The organism is Paenibacillus sp. OK076, from assembly GCF_900110055.1.
Classification (GTDB): Bacteria; Bacillota; Bacilli; order Paenibacillales; family Paenibacillaceae; genus Paenibacillus.
Map to the genome: position 1 here is coordinate 17,231 of NZ_FOCH01000007.1, position 26,241 is coordinate 43,471.

The following is a 26,241-nucleotide window of genomic DNA, read 5'->3' on the forward strand; positions in this document are numbered from 1 at the left end:
CTTAGATGCGGGTGTCTGCCTGTTTTGCTTGAGCATGTTGCATCCATAGATACAACGTGCACCCTTATATGATGCTCAAGGAGGAAAGGCAGTGCTCTTTTCCAGTGTAATCTTTCTATTTTATTTTCTGCCGCTTGTGCTGGGGCTGTATTACATACTGAGATTCTCGGTTACGGCCAAAAACATGCTGCTGCTGGTTGCCAGCCTGTTCTTCTATGCATGGGGTGAACCGTGGTTTGTCCTCATCATGCTGGCCTCCATCTGTTTCAACTATATTTTCGCCCTGCTTGTGGACAAGTTCAGGGAACGAAGGAATACCGCGTACACCATCATTACGTTGATGCTTATCGTCAATCTGGGTATGCTGTTCGTCTTTAAATACATGGCTTTTGCACTGCGTATTGTGAATGAAAATACCGGCTTTGGCTTAAATATCCCGAATATTGCGTTACCGCTAGGCATCTCGTTCTTCACCTTCCACGGAATTTCCTACGTCATCGACGTGTATCGCGGACATGGTGCCGTGCAAAAAAATCTCTTTTATGTGGCGCTGTATATCTCTTTCTTCCCTCAGCTCGTTGCCGGACCGATTCTGCGCTATAACACAATTGCAGATCAAATGGTCAACCGTAAGGAAAGTTGGGACAAGTTCGCACTGGGCTGCTGCCGCTTCATTGTGGGCCTGGGTAAAAAGGTGCTGTTATCCAACAGCATGGCAATTGTCGCCGATCACATCTTTAGCATGGGTGGCACCTCGGATATTCCGGCGAGTCTGGCATGGCTTGGAGCCATCGCCTATACGTTGCAGATTTATTTTGATTTCTCAGGATACTCCGATATGGCCATTGGTCTCGCCCTCATGTTCGGGTTCAAGTTCGAAGAGAACTTCAGATATCCGTATATCTCCCGGTCCATCACTGAATTTTGGCGCCGCTGGCATATCTCGCTCGGTACCTGGTTTAAGGAATATGTCTATTTCCCGCTCGGGGGATCACGTGTCACCAACAAGGATAAAATGATTCGCAATCTGCTCATTGTCTGGGGACTGACTGGTGTGTGGCATGGTGCGGAGTGGACATTTGTAGTCTGGGGATTGATTAACTTCGCATTCATTGCGCTGGAGAAAATCTCTAACTTTGATAAAGGAACCCGCTTTAACCCGCTGCGGCATCTCTATGCCATGTTCATTGTGGTCATCGGGTGGGTGATCTTCCGTTCACCAGATCTAATACAAGCTGGCAACTATCTGGGCAACATGTTTGGACTGTACGGTAATGGGTTCTGGAGTGATACGACTTGGATGTTCCTGAAGGAATACGCGCTCTTCTTCATTCTGGGCATTCTGTTCTGCATGCCGATTGCCACGCGAATGAACAAACTGATGGTCGACGGCGCACGTTTCAGCAAACCACTGGAACTGGTATATCCAGTTACGATCATCGTGTTATTCCTGGTGTGTGTATCGTATCTGGTCAAAGGTACATACAACCCGTTTATTTATTTCAATTTCTGAGTCAATTTATAAACTAACTCTCTGAGAGAAGGCACAAGCATGCACAACTTTTTTGCCAAAAAGAGAATCACGGCTTTCCTCTTCATTCTCGTGCTCGTGACATTCTCTGTTCTGAACATCATTCAGTCCTTCGGGCCGATCCAAAAGACACTGGCCTCAGCGGACTTCCATTATTCTGAAGCCAAAGAACTGATTCACGAACTGGACGACGACATTAATGAACATGTCTTCGATAAATTCGGCTTCGTGGAAGCGTATGGATATATGCAGTCACTCATGTGGAAGAACGAGGAGAACAACTTCGAAGTCGTAAAAGACATGGAGGGCAAGCTGCACTATACCTACTTCGCCACAGGGCCGACGGATACGAAAGATCTTTCGAATCGGGTTGCTGCGCTCGGAGCACATTTGGACCCCAAAACAAAGCTGACTTATGTAATGACACCAGACAAATACGTTCGTGGGTATACACAGTTCCCGGAAGGCATTCCTTACAATTATAACAACGAAACAGCCGATGGCTTTCTGGCCAATCTCAAGCAGGATGGCATCGATACGGTGGATCTGCGCGAAGGTCTATTGGAAAACGGTATTCCGGCAAAGGATCTCTTTTTCACCACGGATCACCACTGGAAAATCAAGACTGCATTCTGGGCCTTTGGCCAGCTGGTGAATCATCTGGACGGCATGTACAACAAACCGCTGGACCCGGATCATTATTTCACGGACTTAAATAACTATAATGTGGTTCCGTATCAGGATATTTTCATTGGATCACAGGGTCGAAAAGCCGGGAAATACTTTGCGGGTGACGATGACTTTGACCTGATTTATCCGAAGTTCAAAACAGACTATTCCTTCTACTTCAAAACCGGCGAGACGGAAGCCACATTGAACGGCCGCTTTGAGGATGCTCTGCTCACGACCTATCCGCTGAATGTGCAAGGAGCTACCTATGATCTAACCGCTGACAAGTACTTTACGTACCTGTACGGAAATCAGGGAATCGTTCATGTGGTGAACAAAGACAACTCGAATGGACTCAAGGTATTGTTCATCAAGGACTCTCTCGCAGTGCCGATGATCTCCTTCCTGTCGACCGTCGTGTCCGAGATTTACCTGATTGATCCGCGGTATTATACGGGAGACATCATGGATTTCGCCAGCAAAACCGACCTGGATCACGTCTTTGTATCCATATCGCCGCAGGATCTCGTGGATGAATTTTTCCCTTACGGATCGAAAGATTAACTCGGTGAAGGATCATACTTTACCACTACAGTGGCAGAACAATCTTCCGATCACTGTTATCCCCAGATTTCTTTTATCCCTTTTTATTAGGGAGAAATCCGGTGATAAAGGTGAACGCTTCGCTTCTCCAGATTCTTTCTGCCCCCCTCCGTTCCGGTATGATCTTGTAGTCAAACACAAGAAAAGGGTACCCCACAGCCAATGATCTGGCAGACAGGGTATCCTTTTCTTTTTGTAATCCAATAGAAATAGAATCAGTTTCGTTCACGCTTCGCCTTTTGTTCCTTATAATATTGCAAAACGTCACGCGGGCTGCCTTGAAACGCTCTTTCCTTGCCATATGCATACGCCAGGTCCAAATTAGCAAAAGCCTCATCATGCTGCTCTAGCCTCATGCAGACTATACCCAATTCAATCCACGGGCCGGTATTAATATCCGAACCTCGCGTTTGCAGTGCTATTTCAGCCCACGGCTTCGCCAGCGCGTACTGCTCTAGGTCCATATGTGTATTCACGTGACAGGAAGCGATCCAGCTTGCCAATTCCCAGTCCGTCTTCGGCTCGGGCAGCATCCCCCAAGCCTGATCATAATAGATCAGGGCTTGCTCATGTTGCTGCGTTTCATCCAGAACATTGCCTGCTTCTACCGTTTCGATAATTTGTCTCTCCAGTTCGGGATGCTCCGGCGTCAAATCTTTCACTCCGTAACCTCCTCCTCCAGTTCGAAATACCATTCCAGAAAGTTATTGAAGCTTGCCCATTGCGGTGTACTTTCACCGCTCAGGAAACGTTCAATTGATTCACCAAGCTCCACCAGAGCCACGTCTCCCGTTTGGCGATTATAAAAGAACCCGCCCTCGCCCTCAAAGCTGTCCAGCGGGATGTAGGCTTCTGGCAATCCTAACGTGAGTTGAGCCACCGTCATGTCCTCCAAATATACGGTGTTTTCCATCACCCAGCAGATCTGATAGATCTCCTGATGTCTACTGTAAAAGGTCGGACCATCATCAGCATGCAAATAAAAATGTGCAAAATCAGATGCAAGATCAATACCCAGTTTACGTAAAGCTTCTTCATACTCTGCCGGCACATCTTCATGCCACCAGCCCTGATTTTGACAATAATCAATCACTTTATTGGATAACATATTAAGCCTCCTAATGAATCGAACATGATGCAGCCATGATGAGTAAACCCTCTGGTACAATATAAATCGAACTAAAGATTATTTACACGTGCCACTCCGATGACAGAACAATCTTCCGATCGCTGTTATCCCCAGATTTTTTGGATTCCCTTTTTTAAAGGGGAAAATCCGGGGATAAAGGCGAAGCCTATGCTTCCGATGCAGCTTTCTTTCAGAAAGCTTTTAGCTCCGCTCTTCAGGTTATTTCTGTCCTCTCCGTTATCGTGTAAAAGTTTAGTTCAATTGATATCGTTTACCTTTACCTATATAACGATATAACCTGGCCGGTTATCCGTTAAATCACGAAAAAGGTTTAACAGGTATCCATACTTGAGGAGGAAGACCTTGACCTCTGTATACCTCAAGTTCCGGAATTCCCGCATGCTTGTAAGGGGTGGCTCCGAACCATTCGCTCATAATATACTTCCACAACCGCTGTATCTCTTCTGGAGCCAATTCATCGGCTTCAAACACCATCCAGTGGGACGCGGGAATCTCTATTGAAAACAAACCCTCAGGCACTTCCCCGGAGTGTGAAGTCGCAATCCAATATTCCATTTGATCGCTGTGTAATTCCCTCTGATCTATACAAATGCCTACCAAACCGGACACGGCCCCGTTATTAAACTCGTTTAAACGATCTTCTATTCCGTCTGCCAAAGCTTCCTGCCACATCTTTGGAATCTCTCTCAAATTCTCGCCATCCACACAAGAGAATGTTCTTTTAATGCCTACGAAAGTTAAGGACTGCTGTTCAATCAAGTTATCTTTCACATTCATGGAACGGGCTCCTTTCAGAATGAACGAATTATTAGTATCTGATCGAAACGTGCCTCCGCGCACGCATTATGCTTCAGTTCTTGAAGTGATTTTTCCATATACAATATATCCTCCCTGGTTTTACTATAGATACTGTATCAAAAGAGCAAGACGATTGGAAATAGGTTCATTCATATCCAGCCTCAATTTCCTTATTCTGATGCAACTTTACTTTCATTCTATCGTCTAATGATTAACTAACAACGAAGGAGATGACTATGCGAATAAGTTGCAGTCCCGGTTTCCCCGGGAGCATGATTGGGTCAATTGATTTTCAACCTACCAAGTTTAACACGGGTGTTTCCAGCAACAGCGAGGTTACTCATCACATTAACGCTGAACTCATTGCCATTCCCTATATGGAAGATCCCGAATTCGGATCATACTTTGATGCGATGAAGATGATGAAGGGAACGTACAAGGAAGAGTTTCACGTAAGCTATGATGTGGAATTTACGATTGATGTGGATAAAAAGGGGTACATCACCCAGTTCGAGCATACCTTTTCACTGGAGCGTTACCTAGATCTTGTGCGGACGCAGTCCTATAAAGTGATTAAGACGAATTGGAAAGGTCGTTCCTTCCATGTCATGACCTACAGTTATATGGAAGAAGTGTGTAACCCGAACAACGTGATCTTCAAATGTAACCATGCAGAGGATGTTTTCGTCGTAGCTGAACTTGTCCCCTATTCTGTCGGTGGTGTTGTGGAACAGCCTCATCATCGCTACCTTCACCTTCGTGCATTAATCTCGGCGAGAGACGATCTCTACCCGATCGACTATATGTGTGAACCCAATTTCGATCTTAGTATCGAACCATAACTCCTACATCATTTGAATACAACAAGAGCACAAAGCGTTCCTGACTTACTTCGGATCACCTGTGCTCTTTTTGAATATAGGTTCTGTCTACCAAAAAATCAAATCTCAGGGGTGGTTACATGGATTTTCGAGAAGAAACACCCGAAGAAAAAAGAGAACGTTTGAGACAAGAAGAATTAAAAGGAAACCCTATGGGTACGTTTGGTGATGGCATAAATCGTGCTCAATTTGGAAGCTTCGCAGATTTAGTTGGTAGTTTGGGATGGAAAGGCACTGGAATCCTCATTATATTATTGGTAATAGGGTATGTAATCTATAAATTAGTATCCTAAATATAGGGATAAATAAGCATTCTTCCCTACTTGAAGAACTCCTTGGCGAGCTCGCCTTCTGATGGCACGGGATCATGTGGCCGCAATTTCCGGTTACGGATTTCTTCCATCACCAAATCGGCAGTTTGCAAGTACAACAACGGTTTCCGATGTGGTTCCTCCATAAGAACACCTACCCCAGTTCCGGATTTTACGATCATTCTATCATTTTCTCATGTAAAAAAGTAAAATAACCCGTGAGCAGAAGGTTGAATGACATTCTATCCTTCTGCTCACGGGCATACAAGCAAACATTTTATTTATTTGACTTCGGCATTTAGCCGTTCAATAAGTTCAAGCAGCTCCAGCGGTTCACCGACTGTGTGAGTCGGACGTTCTGTCTCATCCACCGGCTCATGGGGATAACGTGGCGTCCAGCTCTGAAAGATGCTGGTGATGCCAAGTGCGTTGGCTCCCTTCATATCACGACTCAGGTTATTGCCAATCATCACTGTTCTTGAAAAATCCCCTTCGGACAAATCAAGGGCACCAATGGCTGCCTTAAACATCCGCGGGCTTGGCTTGCTGGCTTTAATGTTTTCCGAAATAATCATTGCGGTAAAATAATCATGAAGTCCATGCTGATTAAATACGTTCTTGAAGGATTGTGCATCGCCGTCAGCAACCAGGGCCAGCGTGTACCCTCTTTCATGAAGCTTCTGAATCGTGATATCCGCACCCGGAATCAAATCCGCACTCAGAACAATTCCCTCTTCGTCCCGTAACTCGGTCGATTCATCAACAATGGTATCGCCGCTGTCAAAAAAGATAATTAACTTTTTGTCGTCCATGTTCGTTATGACCATCCTCTTCATTTAATTGGTGAAACGAATTGCCGGTTTCCACTTGACCATGTAATCCAACATTGATGTTTTAATAAAAGGTATAGCGCTTAATCTAATGTTACAATGGAGACGAATAAAAAATCAATCAATATTTCGTTGTGCATATGCAGATGCCTGATTTAAGCTTAATCATCTTGACCGAAAAAGTAATGAGGATCATTTAGCCGGTAGTTGGAGGGGCTGCTGCTGACCAAACTGCTTTGCTTTCACTGTCATCGCTTTATCCAGCCTTGCTCTTAATCCACTCATCCACTCCGGCTCATTTGCCCATTGTTCTTCCCCAGATCGAAGCACACGTACATAACCGTACAGATTGGCAAAACGACGACATGCCAGAAACATCGACTCCATATCATAGGCGTCTCCTGCTTCCTTCCAATACCCTTGCAAGAATATTCGCTTCTTCTGCTCCCATTCATCCGGCTGAATTTCATCCCGTAAACTATCCAGACTCTGCTCCACATCCATTGCGTACCAGTGGTACATGGCGTCATCGAAGTCAATGGCGTAACAGGAATGACTCTCCTCGTCATAGAAGACATTATCCAGTTCAAAATCATAATGAATTAACCCGAAGTTCTGCTGTGTAACGGGCCAATTTACAAAATAATTCCGGAGAACTTCCACCTCATTGAGCGCCGCATTCTCGCCAGGGAACTCCCCCAGAACGTCCTTCATCCAATCCAGTACATCGGTATACGTCCAGCGTTTTGCCTGTTTGGGTGTGTATTCACGGGATAAACGATGCAGCTTACCCAATGCCTCACCCAAGCTGTGCACGATCTGGTCATTTAAATCGATACTGCCCATCTGGTTACCAGGAACTCGTTTGAATACGGAGGCATAATACGTTCCCCAAGGCGTATGTGCCTCTACTAGCTCTTTTCCCGCATGAGAAGGTACAGCTTCCATGGCACCATATTGGGTTAGTTTAAGATAGGTCAGGAACTCCAGCTCCGCTGCAAGATTGGTTTGATTTTTCTCCTCTACAGGGGCAAAACGAAGTAAGTGAACCTTTCCTTGATTCCGGAACGGGTACACGGCATTGGAGGATATACGATAATACCGGAACATGTCCAGTGACTCCGGATCATAACTCCAGTTTTTCAAAATCATCTCGGCGAGATCGTTATTATGGAATAAATATTTAAGTTTTAACATGGGCATATCTCCTTAGTGGTCGTTTAATATAGAACGCTTTAAGCGTTCCGAATCCTATTTTTGCGCGCAAAAAGCCGCAGGCTATGCCTGCGGCTTTAAAAATTCTAGATACACGGGTTTACTTGCATAAGCAAATAAACCTCGTGCGTACCAGGAAAATGAGCAGTTATATCCCTATATGTCGGCAGATTTCAGATCATCACATTAGCAAACTCCATATGCTTCGCCATGTGTCCGTTGCTCTGCCGGATCTATTCAGTTCGTAATCACCTTAATTGTTGTAGTCACACTTTGCATCATCTTAGCCCGTCGTTTCATGACGCTCACTCCTTCCGAAAAACAAGTTATTTCCATAATACTCCATTAGATGATTATCGGCAACGAATATCAAGACTGTGTAACAACCATTCGTTCTACGGTCTCGGTGTTCTCCTTATACCAAACCCTAACGACATCTCCCTCTTTCAGATCAGACACCTGAATAGATGAATTAGCGTTTTGGTTGTTACCTGGGGCACCCATGCCCATACCTTCCGTGATATCCACATCCCCACTGATGTTCAATTTCATTTCGATGCCCGTATCTTTCATATCCATGCTTCCGCCTCTAGAGGCACCTGGTTGTCTTCCATTTCCATTCGTGGAGTCTGTGGATGAGTTGTCCTGCACCTCAAGCAACGAGATCGTGACTGTACTTCCTGTGGCAGAGATCACTCTGCCTGTAAGATCGGCATTCATCATCCCCCGCATTTCGTCCTGACCGCCTGTTCTGCCATTCATTCCTTGCCCTACGCCCCTCTGTGTTCCTCCGTTCATGCCCGGGCCACCACCATTCATGCCTTGGGCAGAACCGGTATTCGTAATGTTCTGGGCAGTAATAACATCACAAGCAGAGAGCAAAACTGAGCAGGTCAACAACGAGAGTATAGCCGCTGTGAGATAACTATTTTTTCGCATACAGATCACCCTTTTCTCAGGGAAGAACGTTCCCAGCCGAGTTTTCTATGAAACATGAAGTTATACGCATCTTTGAATCCCATGTACGACAATACAACCAGCAGCGGATATACGGGGTAAATATACCTCGATTTAATCTCCCACAGAATATAGAACCCGATAAATCCCAGAATAACCAGAATCAAAGAGACTTCGTCATACCGCTTTCCACGAAATCCACCGACCAAGCGAATGAAAATAAAACAGTACATCATGAAATTCATCACATAAACGATCCAAAGCACCCCCGTCCGGTAGACGGAATCTCCCTTGAATAAGTCTGTTACCGCATTGGTATAACTGTAGGAGCCGGCAATTCCGCCACCTCTTCCTCCTCCCATACCCGTGGAGCTTTCGTTGCCAATGCCATATCGATCCATTTGGTAGGTACCTTCGGTCCAGGTCCAAATGATCTTTTTGTAATACATCTGGGCCAAGTCACTTAAGCTCGCTTCCGACAGCTTGCGTTCAATCTCCTGTTTGTACAGTTCTGTACTTTCAGCTTTGTTATAATTGGCTTCTCTTTGATAGATCTGGTAGCTCTCCATGTTGTCCCAGAAGCCGAATCGTTCCAGATTAATACCCATGTTCAACCACATATAGACCGGTGCCGAATTTTCCCCAACAGGCTCACTTACAGCACCTGAAGATTTCAAGACCGCATTCTGAGTCCACCCTGGGACGTTAAACAACATAGCCAGCACGAAGATGGAGGCAATCATTTTCTTGAATCCAATACTTCGCATATTCAGCAGAATGGTTAATATAGCAGCAATCAGAAAAATCACACCAATGCTTCGAAAGTAGTTGCCAATCGCAAGCAAAATGGCGGCAGTGACGATCGTCTGCCAAGACTTTTCACGTATAAACCGAATCAAGAAGTATAAACAAGACGTCAGAAATGCCGTAGCAATGACATCGTTATAGATCAGGTTGTTCAGAAACAGGGATGGCAGATACGTCGCTGCAAAGATCAGAACTCCGTAATCACGTTCCGTGGACTTATGATTTAACTGTTTATAAATGAGATAAATCATTAATGTCGTTACCGTTGCAAACAAAATATTGAACAGCTTAATCACCAGATAATTATCCGGGAACAGGTACAGCAATGTTTTTAGATACAAGACGGTGGAAAAGTTAAACGGGAACATGTGCAGATATCCGCCCGTTTCGAACGAAGAATAATCCTGATCGTAGAGCATGTTCATCGCGAGTGAAAGCACGGTCTGTGAATCATCCGTAGGCACTCGTGGAAACACGAAGATAATGATAATTTGAATGGCCAGAGAGCATAGCAGCACCACCGGAATGACAACCTTTGGGCTGTATTTGTTCAGCTTCAGACAAAGGCGGTACAATCCGATACCCGCTCCTAGAAGCAAAGCAATCACCGGGATAAAAATACTCCACTGCTGCATGCCCAGAATCGGATTATCCCCATACAAGGTGTAGTTGTACTGCGCCCGGACAAACAGGGACGAAACGATAAATACGCCGACAAAAACAAGCAAAATGAGATAAAGCGACTTATGGATCACCTTAGACATGCCAAAACTCCTTTTCCAGTACAGGATTCGGGAATAGTATAATGCCTCTACCTGAAAAAAGCCTGAATTCAGATTGTGCTTAAGAATGCTCATTAAGACAACAAGGAATCTGAGGATACCTCATCGAATAAGAAAAATATGTTGGTCGGATCGTGCCAATCCATAAGAATCAATTCAAGTTGAATTAGGGCAAAATGTAGTAACTGTAAAGTTAGATATCCCTTATGCACAAAGGAGAACTGAAAATGAGAAAACTCGTTCTATTTCTTCACGCATCGCTTGACGGTTTTGTAGAAGGGCCGGATGGTGCAATGGACATTGGCTGGGTTGCCTACGATGCTGATTTGGAGAAACATGCGAAAGAAATTCTGAGTACTGCCGACACTGTCATTTGGGGGCGTGGGACATATCAGATGATGCACAGTTACTGGCCATCTGTGCCTTCGAACCCATCAGCTTCGGAACATGAGCGGAATCATGCCGAGTGGATCGAAAAGACAGCCAAAATTGTTTTTTCCACGACGCTGGATACCGTTGATTGGAATAATTCAAGACTCGTGAAAGAAAATATCGAGGAAGAGATCAATAACCTCAAACAGCAGCCAGGCAACGATATGGTCATCCTCGGCAGTCCCAGGTTCGCACACCACCTTATGCAGCTTGATTTAATTGATGAGTATAAAATTACGGTTTCTCCCGTGCTGATCGGTAAGGGATTGCCGCTATTCCAAGGCATCAAGGAGAAGATCAATCTTAAGCTAATCGAAAACAAGACCTTTGATTCTGGAGCCATAGGCCTCGTTTACCAGACGGTAAGATGACCTTGTCACTAAGGTGATTACGCTAAAAGAAAGCTCAATAAGACCAAGAAAGCAGCTGATCAACGTGATCGGCTGCTTTTATTCAACTAACGGGCAGGTTAGTTGAATAGATCTGCTGAGTAGTGGAGCATCTGGCCTCTCACGGTTGGTTGCGGACAAGAAAAATTAAAAATCGTAAGGTTAAAGGAGAACTCTGGCAGATACGATTGCGATTAAAAACTACCCATGACGCACATGCGTCATGGGTAGTTTTTAATCATTTCCATACGTTAAGGAGGGGGCCTTGTGAAATAGAGATGTCCTAATCACTTCGTTGGATAGACAGAATTTTGTGTAAAAATGGCCACCGCCAGGGAACGACTATTCTTCGTATACATTTCCGAACCGCCTTACCTTACCGGCCCCATCCAGGTCGAAATCGTCTTCTGCTGGTGCGGCAACGGCGGTTTCAACTTCCCGTTATCGATCAAATGCTTCAAAATATAAGCGACCAGCCGACCTCCTCCGGTGTTGCCTCTCACCATGTAAGCAAGCTGCGGCTCCAAATGCTTAGGCTGATTTTGCAGGAACAGGTTGAGCATTTTGTCGTAGAGCTTGCCGACAGCAGGCGCATAAAGAGCGGACAAATCCGGCATTGCTTTGTTCAACCGATCCAACGTTTGCGGAGAGTCAATCCAAACCGCATTGAACTTGTACCCCTCCTTCGTCTTGCGGATGTACCCCTTCTCCAGCAGGAACGAATATTGCTCGGCGTTCTCTTCGTTGTCGGGCAGTTCCCCTTGTTGGAACGCATGACAAATCTCGACATTCCGGTATTCCAGGAAACGCCAATCCATCTGGCGGTCGCTCCAGTACGTATTGAATTGCCACAAGTATAAGGGAGTGTCTTCGACGTAGCGGAGCGACGGACCGAAGGTGACGTAACTACTCAAATCAAAACCCGGATCGGCATAGTGGCTCCGGTTTAACGCCGCATAGGCAATATACTGACCTCCGTCCTTTCTTATTGGTGCGACCGCATCGAAGTTTTCGCCCGCAGGCATGCTCCGCCAAGATTGCTCTTCGACGTTCTTGGGCAGCAAGGTCCAGAGCAGGAAGTTATAGTCGCCGTCCGGAACGTACACTCCGCTATCCTCAACTTGCCGGCGAACTTCCATTAACGCGTCAAAATGAACATCGGCCACTTCGGCGGCGCAATCTTGCCAGAATTGATGACCGGCTACGGCCAACTCGAAGAGGTCCCAGACGATGGTATTGCTTTGATATTTGCCGGGAGAGGTTTGGATGAGAAAATTGTAATCGGCCAGGTGCCGGACTTCACCTTCCAGCAAAGACGGCGGCATTCCGAGCTCCTCCGCGATTTGATGTACGGTACGCGCCTTGTGATAAGCCGCGTAAACGATATTTTGCGCCAAGGCGCGTCCAAGAAAATCGTTGGTTTCGCCCAGTCTGCCGGCCGAACCGGAATGGCCCATTTCCCCCATGCTGACCGGATTGACACTTAAAGTTCCTGTTGCACGCATACGTTTCATCCCTTTCCGTAACTTCTTTTTAGCCTCGCTCAAATGCCACTTCACCGTGTTGACAGGAATGTTCAGAGCAATCGCGATATCGCCGATTTTAACCTCGTCGTAGTAATGCATGACCACGATCCGGCGATGGATATCGGACAGAAACGCGACTTCTCGGCGCAGCTCGCGGTAAGCTTCGGTTACCAGCAGCCGGTCAAGCGGCTCCCGGGAAGGGGCGGCAGACAGTTCGGACATGCCGTTGATTTCGATCGCTTGGGGAGCGTGCGCCCTCTTTTTCAACCAATTCACCCAAGTGTATCGGGCAACCGTCCAGACGTAAGCGTCAAGGCTTCTAATGTCCCGCACCCCGGAGAAGGATTTCAACAACTGCAGCATAATCTCCTGAGCCAGATCCTCCGCCTCGGCCCGCTGCTTGACCCGGTTTAACGCAAAACCGAAAATCGGTTTGACATAGCTCCGAATCGCTTCCGCCGCTTCTTTTCCGTTTTTACTAATTGGATCCATTTTTGCCTCCATAGTTGCATCTGTAATTCCTGACAATTATATAGTGTGCCAGGCGAAATAAAGGTTGGGATTATTTCAAAAAATTTGGGCGTCCTACCGGATTCCTTCATACATGTATAATTACAAACATCTGAGGCACTATTAATTTACGAAATGCTGAATACACGGAAGGACACATAAAGGTCGGGTATGAAGTGAATGGATTCAGTTTGAATGAGTATAATGTTTCTTGTAAGCTTTATAATGACGGAAATTTAATTTCATCCTCTGGCTCGACAGATGGAGGCTTAATAGAATTAGACGAACAGCATTATTACTTTGTCGGATTTGAGAATATAGATCAAGTTAATCTGCCTGACTCTATAAATCTAACTGTGGAAATTATAGGGATACCAAATGATTCTGGACAAAAACCTTTAACAGCATTGCTCATCGTTGCTATTCTGTCCGATAAACGCAAATAGACCGCCCCCTCGCAAAAGGATGCGGTCTATTTCTGATCATCTTTCTAAGCGAAGCCCACCGCCCTTAAAAGCGGCTATTGCTCAAAGAGTCGTGTTACCAGCACGGCTCTCTTTGCATTTTACGTCTAATCTGCTCTAATTATACCATACTCAAATCTTTGAAGTCACATATAAACCGTGTTAATCATCGTACATTCTCTTATATTCATGCATATATTTACGGTACCATTAACTACTTCTTTTGCTTCTTTTCCTGAGCCTTCTTCACATTTTCCTGCACCCGAAATTCCACGATCCGGCGGATCAATTCTTCTGGCAATGGTTGATCCAACGGAAACTGCACTGATCCTTTGGCTCCTTTATACCGTGAGAGTTCTTCCTTAAACGCTTCGATCCCACTGGCACCCGGGTAAAATCCGATATGCTTAGAGTACGCTGCAAAATGAACCAAGTTCCCGTGCTCTGCATATGTTGGCATCTTGTAACTGATCTTCTCCACGGCATTGGGAGCGGAATCGCGAATAATCTGTCTTAATGCTTGTAATTTGACCTGTACATCCGAAGGAAATTGCGAGATATATTCATCTACCAGCACATCAAAAGAGGTACTCTCTGACATCTTGAACTCCTTCCACCACGTCCATTCGTGGTACGCATATTTTTCACAAGGTCATGGCTCGGCCATTTCGCATCAGATAATCCTCTTTGGCTTTGTAATCAGGCATAATACTGCCCACACGGCGCCAGAACGAACGATCATGATTCATATGATGGATATGGCATAACTCATGAATGATCACGTAATCAATCACCTCTAGTGGAGCCATCGCCAAGCGGTAGTTAAACGTCAGCTTTTTATCCCAACTACAGCTTCCCCACTTGGTCGCCGATTCCACGATATCCACAGACTTCGGCTTCACCTTCAACTCCTGCTGGTAACGGCCGATACGCTCACCGATCATTCTTTTACACTCCGCAAAATAAAACTTCTTCAGATTCGCACGCAAATCCTCTTCCGAACGTCCCTCTACGTCAATTAACTCATGCAGCGCATGTTCTTTGCCAAAGAGCAGAAACTTCCCTTTGCCCTCCTCTTCATATTCTTTCGCTTGAGGACCATCCAACGCCTGCTGCATCAGAGCTGATTTCGTCAAAATAACGTCCCCATGCTGCGCAACTAGCTGCCGGATCATGTCTTCGCTAGTACCATTGGGAGCCTTGATTGTGACCATATAGGGTAAATCCATCGTAATGGAAGCTTTCTTCCGTTTCCCATATTCAATATGACAGTTAATGATGTGATTGTTTATTTCAATAGTTAGCATAACCTGCTCCACTTCTTCCGATATTTCAATTTCAATTTATTCATTCAGATTGTAACCCATTCAGTAACTCTATGCATAATGTTTCGCAACAATATATATCTTATATTGAATTTTTATTCATTAATATGTATTATTATAAAATCATAAGATAGGAGGATAGATATGACCCTTAGATCGAATTCGGAATACAAAACGATTGAGGAACTATCCCTCAACCATTGGCAGCCCTTATCCACCTTGCTTTTTGACGGATGGGTACTGCGTTTTTCAGAGGGATTTACGAAGCGCGCCAACTCCATTCAACCTATCCACTACTCTACCCAAGATGTGCATGAAAAGATCGAGCAATGTGAGCGAATTTACGCTTCCAATCAGTTAAGTACCATATTCAAAATTACGCCGTTTATCCAGCCGGAGCATCTCGACCAGCTTTTGCATGAAAAAGGGTATGATGTTGTGGATCTGAGCCGGGTCCAGACTCGAAGCCTGGAAACCATTAAGGAGCCCGAGCACGCTGATGTAAAAATGGACGAACAGTTAACCGGAGAGTGGTTGGATCACTTTTGCAGACTGAATCAGGTAAATGATCTGTATCGGGGAACGATGAAACAAATGTTAAACAACATCCGTACGCGCACAGGTTTCATCTCGCTGTTCATCGACGGACAAGTCGTTGCGTGTGGATTCGGTGTGGTGGAACGAGGTTATATTGGATTGTATGACATCATTACGGACGCTAACTTCCGGAATCGGGGATTGGCCGAGCAGATGATCCTTCATCTGTTGCATTGGGGAAAAGAGAATGGTGCTACCTCCAGTTACCTGCAAGTCGTTGCTAATAATGCTCCCGCATTAAAACTGTATGCCAAACTTGGATTCTCCGAAATCTATTCATACTGGTATAGGGTCAAGAAAGCTTAGGCTTTTCTGTAATCACTCCACTAGCTAGCTAATGGTTTTATAATCTATAAACTTTTCAGTTCATTGAAGTCCTTACCCAGAAGCACACTCAATCTGCCGGACATCCCTTGTGCAGAAGACACGCTCACATAAAACAAGCCCCTTGACCAAGCTTGGTCACTCCAATACGTATGCTCTTTTCCATCTGCTGGGACAGTATAAGACATTTTTGCGATTCCAGCAGTAGATTCTTGGTTAATCGTGAACGTGAACGCTTTCGAACCGGTATTTTTAAAGCTCACTTTCACACATTCAAATCCCTCCGGGATATTAAACTGTTTTGTAGTCGCAGTGCCTGCGAGATCCTCATTATTAATTACTGATAATGTGGATGGGGTAGAAGTAGTGACAACAGTTTCATTATTCATTAATGCTGTTGTTATTACTGTAGTAATAATGGCGGTGGCGGCCAGAACAGCCATTGCCATTTTTATGTGTTTCATGATGTCACCTCTACCTGTTATATCTGAATTATACAGTTTAAGAAATCTCTCCTGTGAAAGAGCTGGTTCTCAGCTCTGATTGCGCTCCAATTGTTTTTCGATCCCCAGCCTGTCAATCTGAATCCAGTATTCTGCAATTCTCTCATTCTCCACTCGATATACCGCACTCGCTATTTCAATCACGGGAAGATTGGTCGGCGCATATCCATCCACTTCTCCAACATGAGTACCCACTTGTCTCCAGCGTACATATACTTTATCTCCCTGTGCAAGCAACTCCTGAATCTGCATCGAAAAATCTCCGTACGCCTCCATCATTTCCCTCACATGATCCGCATAGACGGAGGGCGTTCTTGTGACTGTCACTTCCTCTTCCGAGATTACCTGGTGAGCCAGTACCTGCTCGGCCATCAGTGTATTGGCATAATCAAGATTGCGACCCGAGCGCACTTCTTCAAAAAAGGTCCTGACAATCTGTTCTGGCGTCATCCGATCCACTCCATTTTTCGTTTTATCATGCATTGTACCAGAAGTCTCAACAATTCTCACTCTCTCGCAAAGATCATTTTAACTAACTCTAATACACGATTATCACTCTATTGTATATAGTCATAATATACCATTACATATCTTGACAATAAGTCTATATGACCATAGACTAGCAAAAGACATTAGGGAATTAATAGGAGGTCTTGCTGATAAGAGGTTTGAAAATAGTTTTTAACCAGAAATGATAATCTTCGGTGTTGAGAAATTATTTTTGAAATTAGCCTTTGCAACAACTTAGAATAACGAGAAAGTGGTGTACCATGAAACGTTTATTTTTGATTATGTTTACGCTCACCCTGTTATTGGCTGGATGCCAGAGCAATGACAAGGAGAGTAGCCCGTCCGAGAATACCCCCACAGAAATAGTAGAAGGCTCTAGCGTATTAAGTTTGAAGCAGAAGTATGGCTCCGAATCGGATAAAGCGATTATGCCGATGTATAACGTAGCTCAAGATGAAGAATTTACGTTCAAGTTTAAAGCAGATTTAGGAAAAAGTAACTGGTCACTGAGTGATATGATTTCAGTACATACCGATATTAAAGCACTTAAGGCAAGTGAAGTAGCTTTGTTATCAGATATTCATGATAATAGTATTTCTATTAAACCTCTTGGATGGGGCGTTTTAAGTTCAGATTCCATGATGAAAAGGGGGCAAAGTTCTTGGGGTGGTGCCCCAATATATTACATTCGTCTGAATTATGATCCAGATGCAGAGAAACTGACATTGCTCGAACATCCAATCATTATTCCATTTACGGTGAAATCAGAGTTACCTGTACCCAATCTAAGATACGAAATTGACAAAGATAGACGGTTCAAATTGGTCTGGGACAAGGTTGAGGGTGCAACTGAATATAAAATTTATAAACGTTCTGACCTAACCGACTTTGATACAAACAAACCTTTAACTGGCGAAGAGGATGCTTTCAGCAATAGTATACCTTTAGATATTGCGGTAACGACTGAGACTTCCTTTAATGATTTTATGAAGGACGGAAGAGGCGGGCTTGCGACTTATAATGAAATGATAACGACTCATCAGAACCATGGTATACGAGGAGAATATTACGTCACTGCAATCGGTGGGGGCAAAGAGTCCAATTTTAGCAAAGGGGTCCCTACTGCTCCACTGGCATCCCAGTTACCGACAGCTTTGAAAGAACAACTGTATATGGAGAAATTAAAGAATATAGATGTACTTCCCCAAAAAACGACAGTTGAGTACAATGATGGTTCTTTAGCCCTTGAGACGATCATCTATGATACTGCCAACGTAGAGATTTCGGAGTTCAACGAAACGAATATTCCGTTTCACATTAAAGGAACAGCTCTGAAAAGTTACGTACGAGTGGAGAATGTGACCCAAGATGACCTGGATAGACTTGCCCAGCAAACCGTGGCTGATTCCAGTAACGGACTGGTAGAACCGAAAAATGACACACCATACGTCCCTGCACCTGATGTGCCAACCATTATCAACAATCATGATGCACCTGTGACTGAGCCGGCAACGGAAACAGAAGCAGACACAGAACCGACGTTGGAAGAAACTCCATCTACGGAGTCCACAACCAATATTGGAACGTCAGAGGATAAAATTGATTCTGAATCCAACGAGGCTTCCGATGATACTTCCGATAAAGCTTCTGATGAAATTACGAGTGAATCACCTGAAACTGAAGAAGACAACTTGGTGGATGAGCAGAAATCCAATACACAGCAGAATGTAGAACAAGGCAATCAGGAAACGGTTCCTGAGCCGGCTACAGGCGATGCAATGATCAATGCAGATTCTGCATTGGAAGAAGTTTTGGCTAAAAACATGGTTGCTGCCCATGACAAGATCTCATTAAAAGCTTTTCCAGAAGCCCAGAATTTCACAACGCTCTCCGATGTTGTCCTGAAAGTAATGTACCAGAATCCATTGATTCTGGGTGTGGAAGGTTTTGAATACAATTACGGTACACTTACCCTTTCAATCCATTACAATGAGTCGGTAGATGTCATCCAGAAGAAACAGAGCGAGATTATTGCCAAAGCAAACGAAGTTGTTGCTTCCATCATCAAGGATGGCATGAAGGATGATGAGAAACGGAAAGCCATCTACGATTATCTGAACGATAACGCGAAGTATGATGATGCGGCACTTGAAAATGCGGAACAGAACAACTTTAAAAATGTCGATGCACAGTTCAATGATTCGTTTACCACTTACGGTATCCTGGTCAAAGGCGTTGGCGTATGCGCCAGCTATGCTTCCGTCTACAAACTGCTCTCCGATCTGTCTGGACTGGAAAGCATCGTCGTAACGGGAGCTTCTAGCGGTGTTCCTCATGCGTGGAATAAGGTCAAAATCGGGAATGAATGGTTCCATGTGGATGCCACCAACAATCTGACCAATTCCGGTATTCCTTACTTCCTGTACAATGCAAATGATGAGACGGCTGCAAGTCAGAAAACGATAGCCGACAAGGATTACTGGCTTGATTCCGAACTCGCCCTGTTTAATGGTGAAAGTGATGCGAACGATTATTATGTACAGAACGATCTCGAAGTCGCTTCCATTAGTGAATACAAAACGAAGGCTGAGAGTGAACTGAAGAATGGAGAAAATCGGGTAATTCTCCGTTTTGCCTCACCTGTGGACTCTGATGAGCTGATGACAGCTGCAGGCGAAGCCCTCGCTGCGGTAGATGAGGCCCTGCTTAATACGGCTCAATTGGCCACGCTTGGCAGCTACGCCATTCTGGAGCCTAACCCGGATCAGAAGTAATGCAATAATCAGGAAAAATTCCATAACAACAAAGAACTCCATTCACCTTCATCGGGAATGGAGTTCTTTGCTTCTCTTGCCAATGATCACTGACCTAAGATTCATAGGCCTTTTTATCCAAAATTACGGACTAACTGTACCGCCATTGGCGTTCAGTGTCTCACCGCTCACATAGCTGGATTCCTGGCTCGCCAGGAACACAAACGCTGGTGCCATTTCAGCAGGTTGCCCTGCACGACCCAGCGGAGTATTGGAGCCGAAATCAGCAAGCTTCTCTACGGGCTGTCCACCAACGACCTGAAGCGGTGTCCATACTGGACCTGGTGCGATGACGTTTACGCGGATGCCTTTGCTGCCGACTTGCTGAGCCAGCGCTTTGCTGAAGGTGTTGATTGCTGCCTTTGTTGTCGCATAATCCAGCAGGATTGGAGATGGCTTATAGGCCTGAATAGAAGACGTGTTAATGATGGAGCTGCCTGGTTTCATGTGTTTCACCGCTGCTTTACAGAGCCAGAACATCGAATAGACATTGGTTTTGAATGTCGCATCAAATTGTTCTGTAGTCAGATCGGCGATCTGCTCAACAAACTGCTGTTTACCTGCCACGTTGGCGAGGATATCGATCCCACCGAGCTCTTTTACAGCAGATTCAATGAGTTCTTCGCAGTATTTCTCATCCTTGAGGTCGCCTGGAATCGCAACAGCCTTGCGACCTGCTTCTTCGATCAGTTTGACCACTTCCTTCGCATCGGCTTCTTCCTCAGGAAGGTAAGCCAGGACAACATCCGCGCCTTCACGGGCAAAAGCGATGGCTGCTGCCCGACCAATACCGCTGTCTGCTCCGGTTACAACAGCTTTACGTCCGGTCAGACGCCCGCTGCCTTTATAGCTTTTTTCACCTGCATCAGGTACAGGAGTCATTTCACGCTGAAGTCCCGGCTCCTCCTGCTGCTGCTTCCAATCTGATGTAGCCTTCGGATATTGTGTCGTCGGATCTTGCATGGTGTGCTGGTCTTGATTAGCCATGTTCAATTCCTCCTCGGATTAATTTACACCCTATAAATAGAACGAAATGATTCTACACTGGCCACTACGCGGTCAGGAGCAACCTTCCGATCGCTGTTATCCCCAGATTTTTTTCTATCCCTAATTAAGGGGAAATCCGGGGATAAAGGCGAAGCATATGCTTTCGAAGCAGCTTTCTTTTAGAAAGCTTTTAGCTTCACTTCTCCAGGCTTTCTCTGCCCTCTACGTTATTGTGTAGAAAATAAGTTCAATTTCAATAGACTGTGTAAATTTAAAATTTATTTTGTATATTGTTTTCATAAAAGTTGCACTCTTTCCTTTGTAACCGAGATGGGCGGAATTTAAACTGGCTCTGATAGCAGCTCTTCTATTTTCAATCATAAAACCATCATTTACATGAGATTCAAGCAAGAATTTTGAAAAACAAAAAAATGCACTCCCTGCATGACACTGGATCTCCCGAAGGTTCTCCCATGTATTCAAGGAATGCACGTATGATATTACGATATTAACATCAACGATTTTATAACATAAGGCTAGTGATCCTCGCTTGCATCTACCCGCTGTCTTTTTCCGATGCCAAATATGAAATATCCGATCACTACGATCGCCATAAATGTCGCCCCGACAATCAGGGGTAACCGCGTATCCGGGTTAAATGCCATACCGATAATGACGAGCGTCAGATAAACGATGATGATATAGTTGCTGATGGGGAACCATTTGGATTTAAAATTGTGGTCTCCCATTTCATTGCCCCAACGCTTTCTGAACCGGAACTGGCTGAAGGCCAGCGCGAACCATGGAACCATCCCCGGAAGAACACTTGCGCTGTAAATGTACAGGAACAGTTTGGAGTCCGGCATCAGATAGTTGAGTACCACACCCACCAGCAGCAAAGAAATTGTGATGATAATACTGTTGCGGGGAACCCCGCCTTTGGACAGCTTTTTGAAAAAGGCCGGTGCCTGTCCATTCTCCGCAAGTGTGTAAAGCATACGTCCTGCACTATAGATCCCACTGTTACATCCCGACATCGCAGCGGTAAGCACGACAAAGTTGATAATTCCCGCAGCAGCGACAATCCCGACTTTGGCAAACGTCAGTACAAACGGACTTCCCGTCTCTCCCACTTCATTCCAAGGGTACAATGTCACGATGACAAAGATGGCCCCAACGTAAAAAATAAGAATGCGCCACACGATGTTTTTGATCGCTTTACGCAGCGTGATCTTCGGATTTTCCGCTTCACCTGCCGTAATCCCTACCATTTCGACACCTTGATAGGCTGCCGTTACGATACACAGGGCAAAGAGGAAACCTTTGATGCCTCCAGGGAAAAATCCGCCATGGCTCACCAGATTCGATAGCCCAATGGGCTCTCCTCCGTTCCCCCAGCCGAAGAAAATTAGTCCGGTTCCAATCACGATCATGAAGACAATCGCCGTCACCTTGATCAGCGCAAACCAGAATTCAAATTCGCCATAGTACTTTACCGCTGCCAGATTCGCAGCCGCAATAATGAGCACACCAGCCAAGGCAGGCAGCCATTGTGGAATATCCGGGAACCAGTAGCCTACATAAATCCCAATCGCGGTGACTTCCGCCATACCAACCGTGACCCAGAGGAACCAGTAACTCCAGGCAGTCAGGAACCCGGCGAGTGGACTGATATACTTATGAGCAAATGTGGCAAATGAACCGGTAACAGGCTCCTGAATCAACATTTCCCCCATAATGCGCATGACAAAAAAGATAATGATCCCGGCCAGCAAATAGGCCAGCAGCACTGAAGGACCTGCCCATTTGATCGTACTTGCCGATCCCATGAACAATCCGACCCCGATCGTACCTCCGAGTGCAATCAGCTCTACATGGCGGGGCTTTAGCCCTCTGGATAGTTGCTTCGATTCCAAACGATTCTCCCCTTTTCACATTCACATTAACGCAATGCAGAATTACTTCACCAAATTGTACGAGATGTGCCGCAGAAATACAACAAGGAATGTAAGGAAGCGGATACACTATATCAATCATGGACACCTATGAAGTAGGCTCCAGTAAACTTTTCCGTCCAGCAACAGCATCCTCCTGAGACAACACAGCACATTCACGAAAAGCAAAATGCTTGCAGCCTAGGCATTTCTGGTGATTTAGATGCTGTAATGCATAATTGATGGCTTCACCGGTATGCTCAAACATGTGATCCGGATGAATGCACTCCATTAAACCCGTTTTCCTCATCATCTCCAAGGGCTGTGCCTGAACGCCTGAAAACAGTATCATGCCACCATATCGCTCAAAATGCTTTACCAAACTGGCAAGGTTGGCTTCACCTGTTGTATCCATAAAAGGAACCTTCCCCATACGCAGCAGCAGAATACCTGGTCTTTGATGAATTGAATCCATCACCGATTTCTCAAACAGATCTGCCGCTCCAAAAAACAAAGGGCCTTCAATCGTATACATACTGATCTGCGGACAATCATGCCCTTCATGAACCATATGCGCCATAACCTTCTCATGCTTGTGATCGGGGTCAGGCAGCACTTTGGCAACCTTCAGCATCTCGCTCATGCGCTTCACGAATAGAAGGACCGCAAGGATCAATCCCACCTCCACAGCGGTGGTTAGACTCGTAAAAACGGTGAGCAAAAAGGTAATGAGTAGTACGAGTGAATCACTCGTTTTGGTTTTCATTACATGTATGAACGATCTCCGCTCACTCATATTCCAGGCAACCAGCATCAGCACCGGGGCCATACTGGCAAGAGGGATGTGGGACGCATATGGTGCGAAGAGAACAAGCACCAGCAACACAACAACGCCGTGAATAACGCCAGAAAATGGCGATACTGCACCGGATTTTATATTCGTTGCCGTACGCGCAATGGCCCCTGTTGCTGGAATGCCGCCGAATAGCGGTGTCACCATATTCGCGATTCCCTGCCCAATCAGCTCCCGATTGCTGTTATGACGGGTCCCGGTCATGCCATCCGCAACCACAGCAGACAACAGCGATTCGATGCCGCCCAGCATGGCGATAACAAAAGCGGGCTGCAGCAAGTTCACCACACGCGCCCATGTGATCTCCGGAATATGAAACTGGGGCAACGCTCCCGGAATAGCGCCAAATGACGATCCGATCGTAGCAACCTGCCCTTCAAAAAAGAACGCTGCAACTAGCGTCGATAGAACCAACCCGGCCAGTGATGCAGGCACCTTGGGTGCAAACTTGGGCACAAACAGAAGAACAGCCAGACAGATTCCAGCCGTCAACAAACTGTATATATTAATCGTCGAGATGTGCATCCCGATTTCTTTCATATTGGACCAGAAATCCTCGTGCTTCTCGATGCCGCTCAGCCCCAGAAAATTCGCAATTTGCCCACTAAAAATAATCACAGCAATTCCCGCCGTAAATCCAATGGTCACGGGTCTTGGAATAAATTTGATCAGCGCGCCGAGCTTGAAAACGCCCATAAGTACAAGCATCAATCCGGCCATTATTCCGGCGATCAGCAGATTTTCGTATCCATACTGCATGACAATGGCGAAGAGGATCGGAATAAATGCCCCTGTCGGCCCGCCAATCTGGAATTTGGACCCACCCAGCAAGGAAATGAGAATGCCCGTGATAATTGTCGTGTACAGACCATACTCGGGGTTGACCCCGGAAGCTATCGCAAACGCCATCCCGAGCGGGATCGCAATAATGCCAACAATCAGCCCCGATACCAGATCCTTGCGAAAAGCGGCAGCATTGTATCCTGCAAATCTTCCCATCCATTTCATCTGTCCTGACCTTCTTTTCTTCATATATTTGAATATTTGAATATAATAAAAAGACTACTCCCGTCTGTGCGCTCTGTCAATCGTAATGCTCACAGCAGTAACCCTCTTAAAACGCAAAAAACAAGAAGTTACCTGAAACTTGCTTCCGGTTCCCCTTGTTTAATGTGTTTAAGTATCTTTTCGAATGTCTTCCAGCATGGAAATGGCGTCAACCAGATGATTGTCAAAAATCTGTTTGGCAACGACCAGCAGGTCTTTAATCAATGGGTCACGCAGCGAATAAGTGACTGTCGTCCCTTCTTTTGTTCCCTGGACAACGTTTTTGCTGCGCAATACAGCCAGCTGCTGCGAGACGGCGGAGCCTTCTGATCCCAGAATGCTTTGCAGTTCATTCACATTTTTCGACCCATCGCTCAGCAGCTCCAGAATCTGAATTCGCATCGGATGCGCCAAGGCTTTGAAAAAATCCGCTTTAAACTGTTGTATGCTCTGATTCATACGCTATGCCCCTTCAATCAAACTTTTGAAGATGCAAATATCATAACATATAACATATTGAAAGGAAGCAGGTTTTCCGCGGCCTTCATTCACAACCGGCCATCCTCACCCTGAATTGCTTTTTTTATTCTTTCACCCCTCCAATGGTGAGTCCAGTCACAAAATATTTTTGCAAGAACGGATATAGTAAAACGATGGGCATGGCCGTCACAACCGTAATTGCTGCTCGAATCGATACGGGAGTGACCATGTTTGTTACATTTTTGTACTGGTCCACATTGACAGTTCCACCCTGTGAAGTCGCAGAGGACAGCAATTTCATCAGCTCATACTGCAAGGTGGTCAAATTCCGGTTGCCAGCGGTGTACAGCATGGAATCAAACCAGGAGTTCCACTGTCCCACGGCGATAAACAGCGCGATGGTGGCCAACACCGGTTTGGATAGCGGAAGCACGATGCGCATAAAGATTTTAAAATCGCCGGCACCGTCCATCTTCGCCGATTCGAGCAGTCCTTCTGAAAGTCCCTGAATGTAGGTGCGGACCACGATCATGTTGAAGACACCGATTAATCCAGGGATAATATATACCCAGAAGTTATTCAACAGCCCCAGTTGCTTGATCAGCATGTATCCCGGAATCAATCCGCCGCTGAAATACATCGTCACCACAAACAGCGTGGTGACCAATTTGTTAAACATGTACTCCTTGCGGCTCAACACGTAGGCCAGCATCGCGGTACAGAACAACTGAACCATCGTCCCAACTACCGTTCTAGCGACCGAAATAAATGCCGCTTGCGTTAGATGGGGATTCTGGAATACGGATACGTAGTTCTGAAGTGTCCATTCCCTTGGCCACAGATATATTCCTCCGCGGATCGTATCAAGCCCATTATTGAAGGATACGGCAATCGTGTTTAAAAAAGGATATAATGTAACAACCATAACGAACAACATAAAAAAACCGTTTGTGAATGAAAATAAATAATCGCCAAAGCTTCGTCTTCTGCTAAATCGCTTCACAGCTATACCT

General features: G+C 45.4%; 26 protein-coding genes. 8 read left to right on the top strand and 18 right to left on the bottom strand.

The window, feature by feature from the left end; all coding sequences use genetic code 11:
- Positions 1-91 precede the first annotated feature (91 nt).
- Both BMY78_RS29450 and BMY78_RS29455 read left to right on the top strand, forming a co-directional pair.
- The gene (locus BMY78_RS29450; protein WP_090904780.1) at positions 92-1,513 is read left to right on the top strand and encodes an MBOAT family O-acyltransferase; all 1,422 of its coding nucleotides are present in this window, start codon (positions 92-94) and stop codon (positions 1,511-1,513) included.
- Positions 1,514-1,552: 39 nt separating this feature from the next.
- Positions 1,553-2,764: an alginate O-acetyltransferase AlgX-related protein gene (locus BMY78_RS29455; protein WP_090904781.1), complete on the top strand. Its 1,212-nt coding sequence runs from the start codon at positions 1,553-1,555 to the stop codon at positions 2,762-2,764.
- Positions 2,765-3,018: 254 nt separating this feature from the next.
- Here the strand turns inward: BMY78_RS29455 and BMY78_RS29465 are convergent, their stop codons facing one another.
- The 3 genes from BMY78_RS29465 to BMY78_RS29475 form a co-directional block, all read right to left on the bottom strand.
- Entirely contained in the window at positions 3,019-3,465 is a 447-nt protein-coding gene (locus tag BMY78_RS29465; RefSeq protein ID WP_090904783.1) for a hypothetical protein, read from the bottom strand.
- Positions 3,462-3,911, bottom strand: coding sequence for a hypothetical protein (locus BMY78_RS29470; RefSeq protein WP_090904784.1), 450 nt, complete (start codon positions 3,909-3,911; stop codon positions 3,462-3,464). The genes BMY78_RS29465 and BMY78_RS29470 overlap by 4 nt, the downstream gene beginning before the upstream one ends.
- A gap of 339 nt (positions 3,912-4,250) precedes the next feature.
- Positions 4,251-4,730 (bottom strand): GyrI-like domain-containing protein, encoded by a 480-nt coding sequence (locus BMY78_RS29475; protein ID WP_090904785.1) that lies wholly within the window; start codon positions 4,728-4,730, stop codon positions 4,251-4,253.
- A gap of 293 nt (positions 4,731-5,023) precedes the next feature.
- Between BMY78_RS29475 and BMY78_RS29480 the strand changes: the two genes are divergently transcribed.
- Positions 5,024-5,593: a hypothetical protein gene (locus BMY78_RS29480; RefSeq protein WP_143067096.1), complete on the top strand. Its 570-nt coding sequence runs from the start codon at positions 5,024-5,026 to the stop codon at positions 5,591-5,593.
- Between the two features lie 119 nt (positions 5,594-5,712).
- Positions 5,713-5,925, top strand: coding sequence for a DUF6366 family protein (locus BMY78_RS29485; protein WP_090904787.1), 213 nt, complete (start codon positions 5,713-5,715; stop codon positions 5,923-5,925).
- A 26-nt stretch (positions 5,926-5,951) separates the two neighbouring features.
- On the opposite strand, the gene BMY78_RS32675 is transcribed toward BMY78_RS29485, so the two are convergent.
- The 5 genes from BMY78_RS32675 to BMY78_RS29505 all read right to left on the bottom strand — a co-directional run bounded on the left by BMY78_RS32675 (position 5,952) and on the right by BMY78_RS29505 (position 10,516).
- Positions 5,952-6,125, bottom strand: coding sequence for a GntR family transcriptional regulator (locus BMY78_RS32675; protein WP_256222516.1), 174 nt, complete (start codon positions 6,123-6,125; stop codon positions 5,952-5,954).
- 99 nt (positions 6,126-6,224) lie between these two features.
- Positions 6,225-6,755, bottom strand: coding sequence for an HAD family hydrolase (locus tag BMY78_RS29490; RefSeq protein WP_090904788.1), 531 nt, complete (start codon positions 6,753-6,755; stop codon positions 6,225-6,227).
- 210 nt (positions 6,756-6,965) lie between these two features.
- Complete coding sequence (locus tag BMY78_RS29495) at positions 6,966-7,970, bottom strand: phosphotransferase enzyme family protein (RefSeq protein ID WP_090904789.1); 1,005 nt, start codon at positions 7,968-7,970, stop codon at positions 6,966-6,968.
- 387 nt (positions 7,971-8,357) lie between these two features.
- A complete protein-coding gene (locus BMY78_RS29500; RefSeq protein WP_090904790.1) occupies positions 8,358-8,927 on the bottom strand; it encodes a hypothetical protein in 570 nt (189 codons plus the stop codon).
- Positions 8,928-8,932: 5 nt separating this feature from the next.
- Entirely contained in the window at positions 8,933-10,516 is a 1,584-nt protein-coding gene (locus BMY78_RS29505) for a glycosyltransferase family 39 protein (RefSeq protein ID WP_090904791.1), read from the bottom strand.
- A gap of 245 nt (positions 10,517-10,761) precedes the next feature.
- On the opposite strand from BMY78_RS29505, the gene BMY78_RS29510 reads away from it, so the two are divergent.
- Entirely contained in the window at positions 10,762-11,337 is a 576-nt protein-coding gene (locus BMY78_RS29510) for a dihydrofolate reductase family protein (RefSeq protein WP_090904792.1), read from the top strand.
- Between the two features lie 389 nt (positions 11,338-11,726).
- On the opposite strand, the gene BMY78_RS29515 is transcribed toward BMY78_RS29510, so the two are convergent.
- On the bottom strand, positions 11,727-13,373 hold the full coding sequence (locus BMY78_RS29515) for an RNA polymerase sigma factor (protein ID WP_177185920.1): 1,647 nt from the start codon (positions 13,371-13,373) through the stop codon (positions 11,727-11,729).
- A gap of 194 nt (positions 13,374-13,567) precedes the next feature.
- On the opposite strand from BMY78_RS29515, the gene BMY78_RS32680 reads away from it, so the two are divergent.
- Positions 13,568-13,837: a hypothetical protein gene (locus tag BMY78_RS32680; RefSeq protein WP_143067097.1), complete on the top strand. Its 270-nt coding sequence runs from the start codon at positions 13,568-13,570 to the stop codon at positions 13,835-13,837.
- 232 nt (positions 13,838-14,069) lie between these two features.
- Here the strand turns inward: BMY78_RS32680 and BMY78_RS29520 are convergent, their stop codons facing one another.
- Positions 14,070-14,456 (bottom strand): iron chaperone, encoded by a 387-nt coding sequence (locus BMY78_RS29520; RefSeq protein WP_090904794.1) that lies wholly within the window; start codon positions 14,454-14,456, stop codon positions 14,070-14,072.
- A gap of 43 nt (positions 14,457-14,499) precedes the next feature.
- A complete protein-coding gene (locus tag BMY78_RS29525) occupies positions 14,500-15,162 on the bottom strand; it encodes a M48 family metallopeptidase (RefSeq protein ID WP_090904795.1) in 663 nt (220 codons plus the stop codon).
- Between the two features lie 162 nt (positions 15,163-15,324).
- Here BMY78_RS29525 and BMY78_RS29530 point away from each other — a divergent pair, with 162 nt between their 5' ends.
- Positions 15,325-16,083 carry a GNAT family N-acetyltransferase gene (locus tag BMY78_RS29530; RefSeq protein WP_090904796.1) on the top strand — a complete coding sequence of 253 codons (759 nt, stop codon included), beginning with the start codon at positions 15,325-15,327 and terminating at the stop codon, positions 16,081-16,083.
- 44 nt (positions 16,084-16,127) lie between these two features.
- Here BMY78_RS29530 and BMY78_RS29535 read toward each other — a convergent pair whose 3' ends face one another.
- Together BMY78_RS29535 and BMY78_RS29540 are read right to left on the bottom strand one after the other, a co-directional pair.
- Entirely contained in the window at positions 16,128-16,565 is a 438-nt protein-coding gene (locus BMY78_RS29535; protein WP_090904797.1) for a phospholipase domain-containing protein, read from the bottom strand.
- Between the two features lie 69 nt (positions 16,566-16,634).
- The gene (locus BMY78_RS29540; RefSeq protein WP_090904798.1) at positions 16,635-17,054 is read right to left on the bottom strand and encodes an ester cyclase; all 420 of its coding nucleotides are present in this window, start codon (positions 17,052-17,054) and stop codon (positions 16,635-16,637) included.
- Between the two features lie 320 nt (positions 17,055-17,374).
- Here BMY78_RS29540 and BMY78_RS29545 point away from each other — a divergent pair, with 320 nt between their 5' ends.
- Positions 17,375-19,888 (top strand): transglutaminase domain-containing protein, encoded by a 2,514-nt coding sequence (locus BMY78_RS29545; RefSeq protein WP_090904799.1) that lies wholly within the window; start codon positions 17,375-17,377, stop codon positions 19,886-19,888.
- A 123-nt stretch (positions 19,889-20,011) separates the two neighbouring features.
- On the opposite strand, the gene BMY78_RS29550 is transcribed toward BMY78_RS29545, so the two are convergent.
- The 5 genes from BMY78_RS29550 to BMY78_RS29570 all read right to left on the bottom strand — a co-directional run bounded on the left by BMY78_RS29550 (position 20,012) and on the right by BMY78_RS29570 (position 26,231).
- Complete coding sequence (locus BMY78_RS29550) at positions 20,012-20,914, bottom strand: SDR family oxidoreductase (RefSeq protein WP_090904800.1); 903 nt, start codon at positions 20,912-20,914, stop codon at positions 20,012-20,014.
- 536 nt (positions 20,915-21,450) lie between these two features.
- Positions 21,451-22,830 (bottom strand): amino acid permease, encoded by a 1,380-nt coding sequence (locus BMY78_RS29555; RefSeq protein ID WP_090904801.1) that lies wholly within the window; start codon positions 22,828-22,830, stop codon positions 21,451-21,453.
- A gap of 127 nt (positions 22,831-22,957) precedes the next feature.
- On the bottom strand, positions 22,958-24,709 hold the full coding sequence (locus BMY78_RS29560) for a SulP family inorganic anion transporter (RefSeq protein WP_090904802.1): 1,752 nt from the start codon (positions 24,707-24,709) through the stop codon (positions 22,958-22,960).
- Between the two features lie 168 nt (positions 24,710-24,877).
- On the bottom strand, positions 24,878-25,207 hold the full coding sequence (locus tag BMY78_RS29565; RefSeq protein ID WP_090904803.1) for an ArsR/SmtB family transcription factor: 330 nt from the start codon (positions 25,205-25,207) through the stop codon (positions 24,878-24,880).
- 124 nt (positions 25,208-25,331) lie between these two features.
- On the bottom strand, positions 25,332-26,231 hold the full coding sequence (locus BMY78_RS29570; RefSeq protein ID WP_090904804.1) for a carbohydrate ABC transporter permease: 900 nt from the start codon (positions 26,229-26,231) through the stop codon (positions 25,332-25,334).
- Positions 26,232-26,241: the final 10 nt, after the last annotated feature.

Excerpts from the sequence above, each read along its gene's own strand:
- BMY78_RS29455 (WP_090904781.1), top strand. The coding sequence starts at position 1,553 with ATGCACAACTTTTTTGCCAAAAAGAGAATCACGGCTTTCCTCTTCATT.
- BMY78_RS29470 (WP_090904784.1), bottom strand. The coding sequence starts at position 3,911 with ATGTTATCCAATAAAGTGATTGATTATTGTCAAAATCAGGGCTGGTGG.
- BMY78_RS29475 (WP_090904785.1), bottom strand. The coding sequence starts at position 4,730 with ATGAATGTGAAAGATAACTTGATTGAACAGCAGTCCTTAACTTTCGTA.
- BMY78_RS29480 (WP_143067096.1), top strand. The coding sequence starts at position 5,024 with ATGATTGGGTCAATTGATTTTCAACCTACCAAGTTTAACACGGGTGTT.
- BMY78_RS29485 (WP_090904787.1), top strand. The coding sequence starts at position 5,713 with ATGGATTTTCGAGAAGAAACACCCGAAGAAAAAAGAGAACGTTTGAGA.
- BMY78_RS32675 (WP_256222516.1), bottom strand. The coding sequence starts at position 6,125 with ATGATCGTAAAATCCGGAACTGGGGTAGGTGTTCTTATGGAGGAACCA.
- BMY78_RS29490 (WP_090904788.1), bottom strand. The coding sequence starts at position 6,755 with ATGGACGACAAAAAGTTAATTATCTTTTTTGACAGCGGCGATACCATT.
- BMY78_RS29495 (WP_090904789.1), bottom strand. The coding sequence starts at position 7,970 with ATGTTAAAACTTAAATATTTATTCCATAATAACGATCTCGCCGAGATG.
- BMY78_RS29500 (WP_090904790.1), bottom strand. The coding sequence starts at position 8,927 with ATGCGAAAAAATAGTTATCTCACAGCGGCTATACTCTCGTTGTTGACC.
- BMY78_RS29505 (WP_090904791.1), bottom strand. The coding sequence starts at position 10,516 with ATGTCTAAGGTGATCCATAAGTCGCTTTATCTCATTTTGCTTGTTTTT.
- BMY78_RS29510 (WP_090904792.1), top strand. The coding sequence starts at position 10,762 with ATGAGAAAACTCGTTCTATTTCTTCACGCATCGCTTGACGGTTTTGTA.
- BMY78_RS29515 (WP_177185920.1), bottom strand. The coding sequence starts at position 13,373 with ATGGATCCAATTAGTAAAAACGGAAAAGAAGCGGCGGAAGCGATTCGG.
- BMY78_RS29520 (WP_090904794.1), bottom strand. The coding sequence starts at position 14,456 with ATGTCAGAGAGTACCTCTTTTGATGTGCTGGTAGATGAATATATCTCG.
- BMY78_RS29525 (WP_090904795.1), bottom strand. The coding sequence starts at position 15,162 with ATGCTAACTATTGAAATAAACAATCACATCATTAACTGTCATATTGAA.
- BMY78_RS29530 (WP_090904796.1), top strand. The coding sequence starts at position 15,325 with ATGACCCTTAGATCGAATTCGGAATACAAAACGATTGAGGAACTATCC.
- BMY78_RS29535 (WP_090904797.1), bottom strand. The coding sequence starts at position 16,565 with ATGAAACACATAAAAATGGCAATGGCTGTTCTGGCCGCCACCGCCATT.
- BMY78_RS29540 (WP_090904798.1), bottom strand. The coding sequence starts at position 17,054 with ATGACGCCAGAACAGATTGTCAGGACCTTTTTTGAAGAAGTGCGCTCG.
- BMY78_RS29545 (WP_090904799.1), top strand. The coding sequence starts at position 17,375 with ATGAAACGTTTATTTTTGATTATGTTTACGCTCACCCTGTTATTGGCT.
- BMY78_RS29550 (WP_090904800.1), bottom strand. The coding sequence starts at position 20,914 with ATGGCTAATCAAGACCAGCACACCATGCAAGATCCGACGACACAATAT.
- BMY78_RS29560 (WP_090904802.1), bottom strand. The coding sequence starts at position 24,709 with ATGAAATGGATGGGAAGATTTGCAGGATACAATGCTGCCGCTTTTCGC.
- BMY78_RS29565 (WP_090904803.1), bottom strand. The coding sequence starts at position 25,207 with ATGAATCAGAGCATACAACAGTTTAAAGCGGATTTTTTCAAAGCCTTG.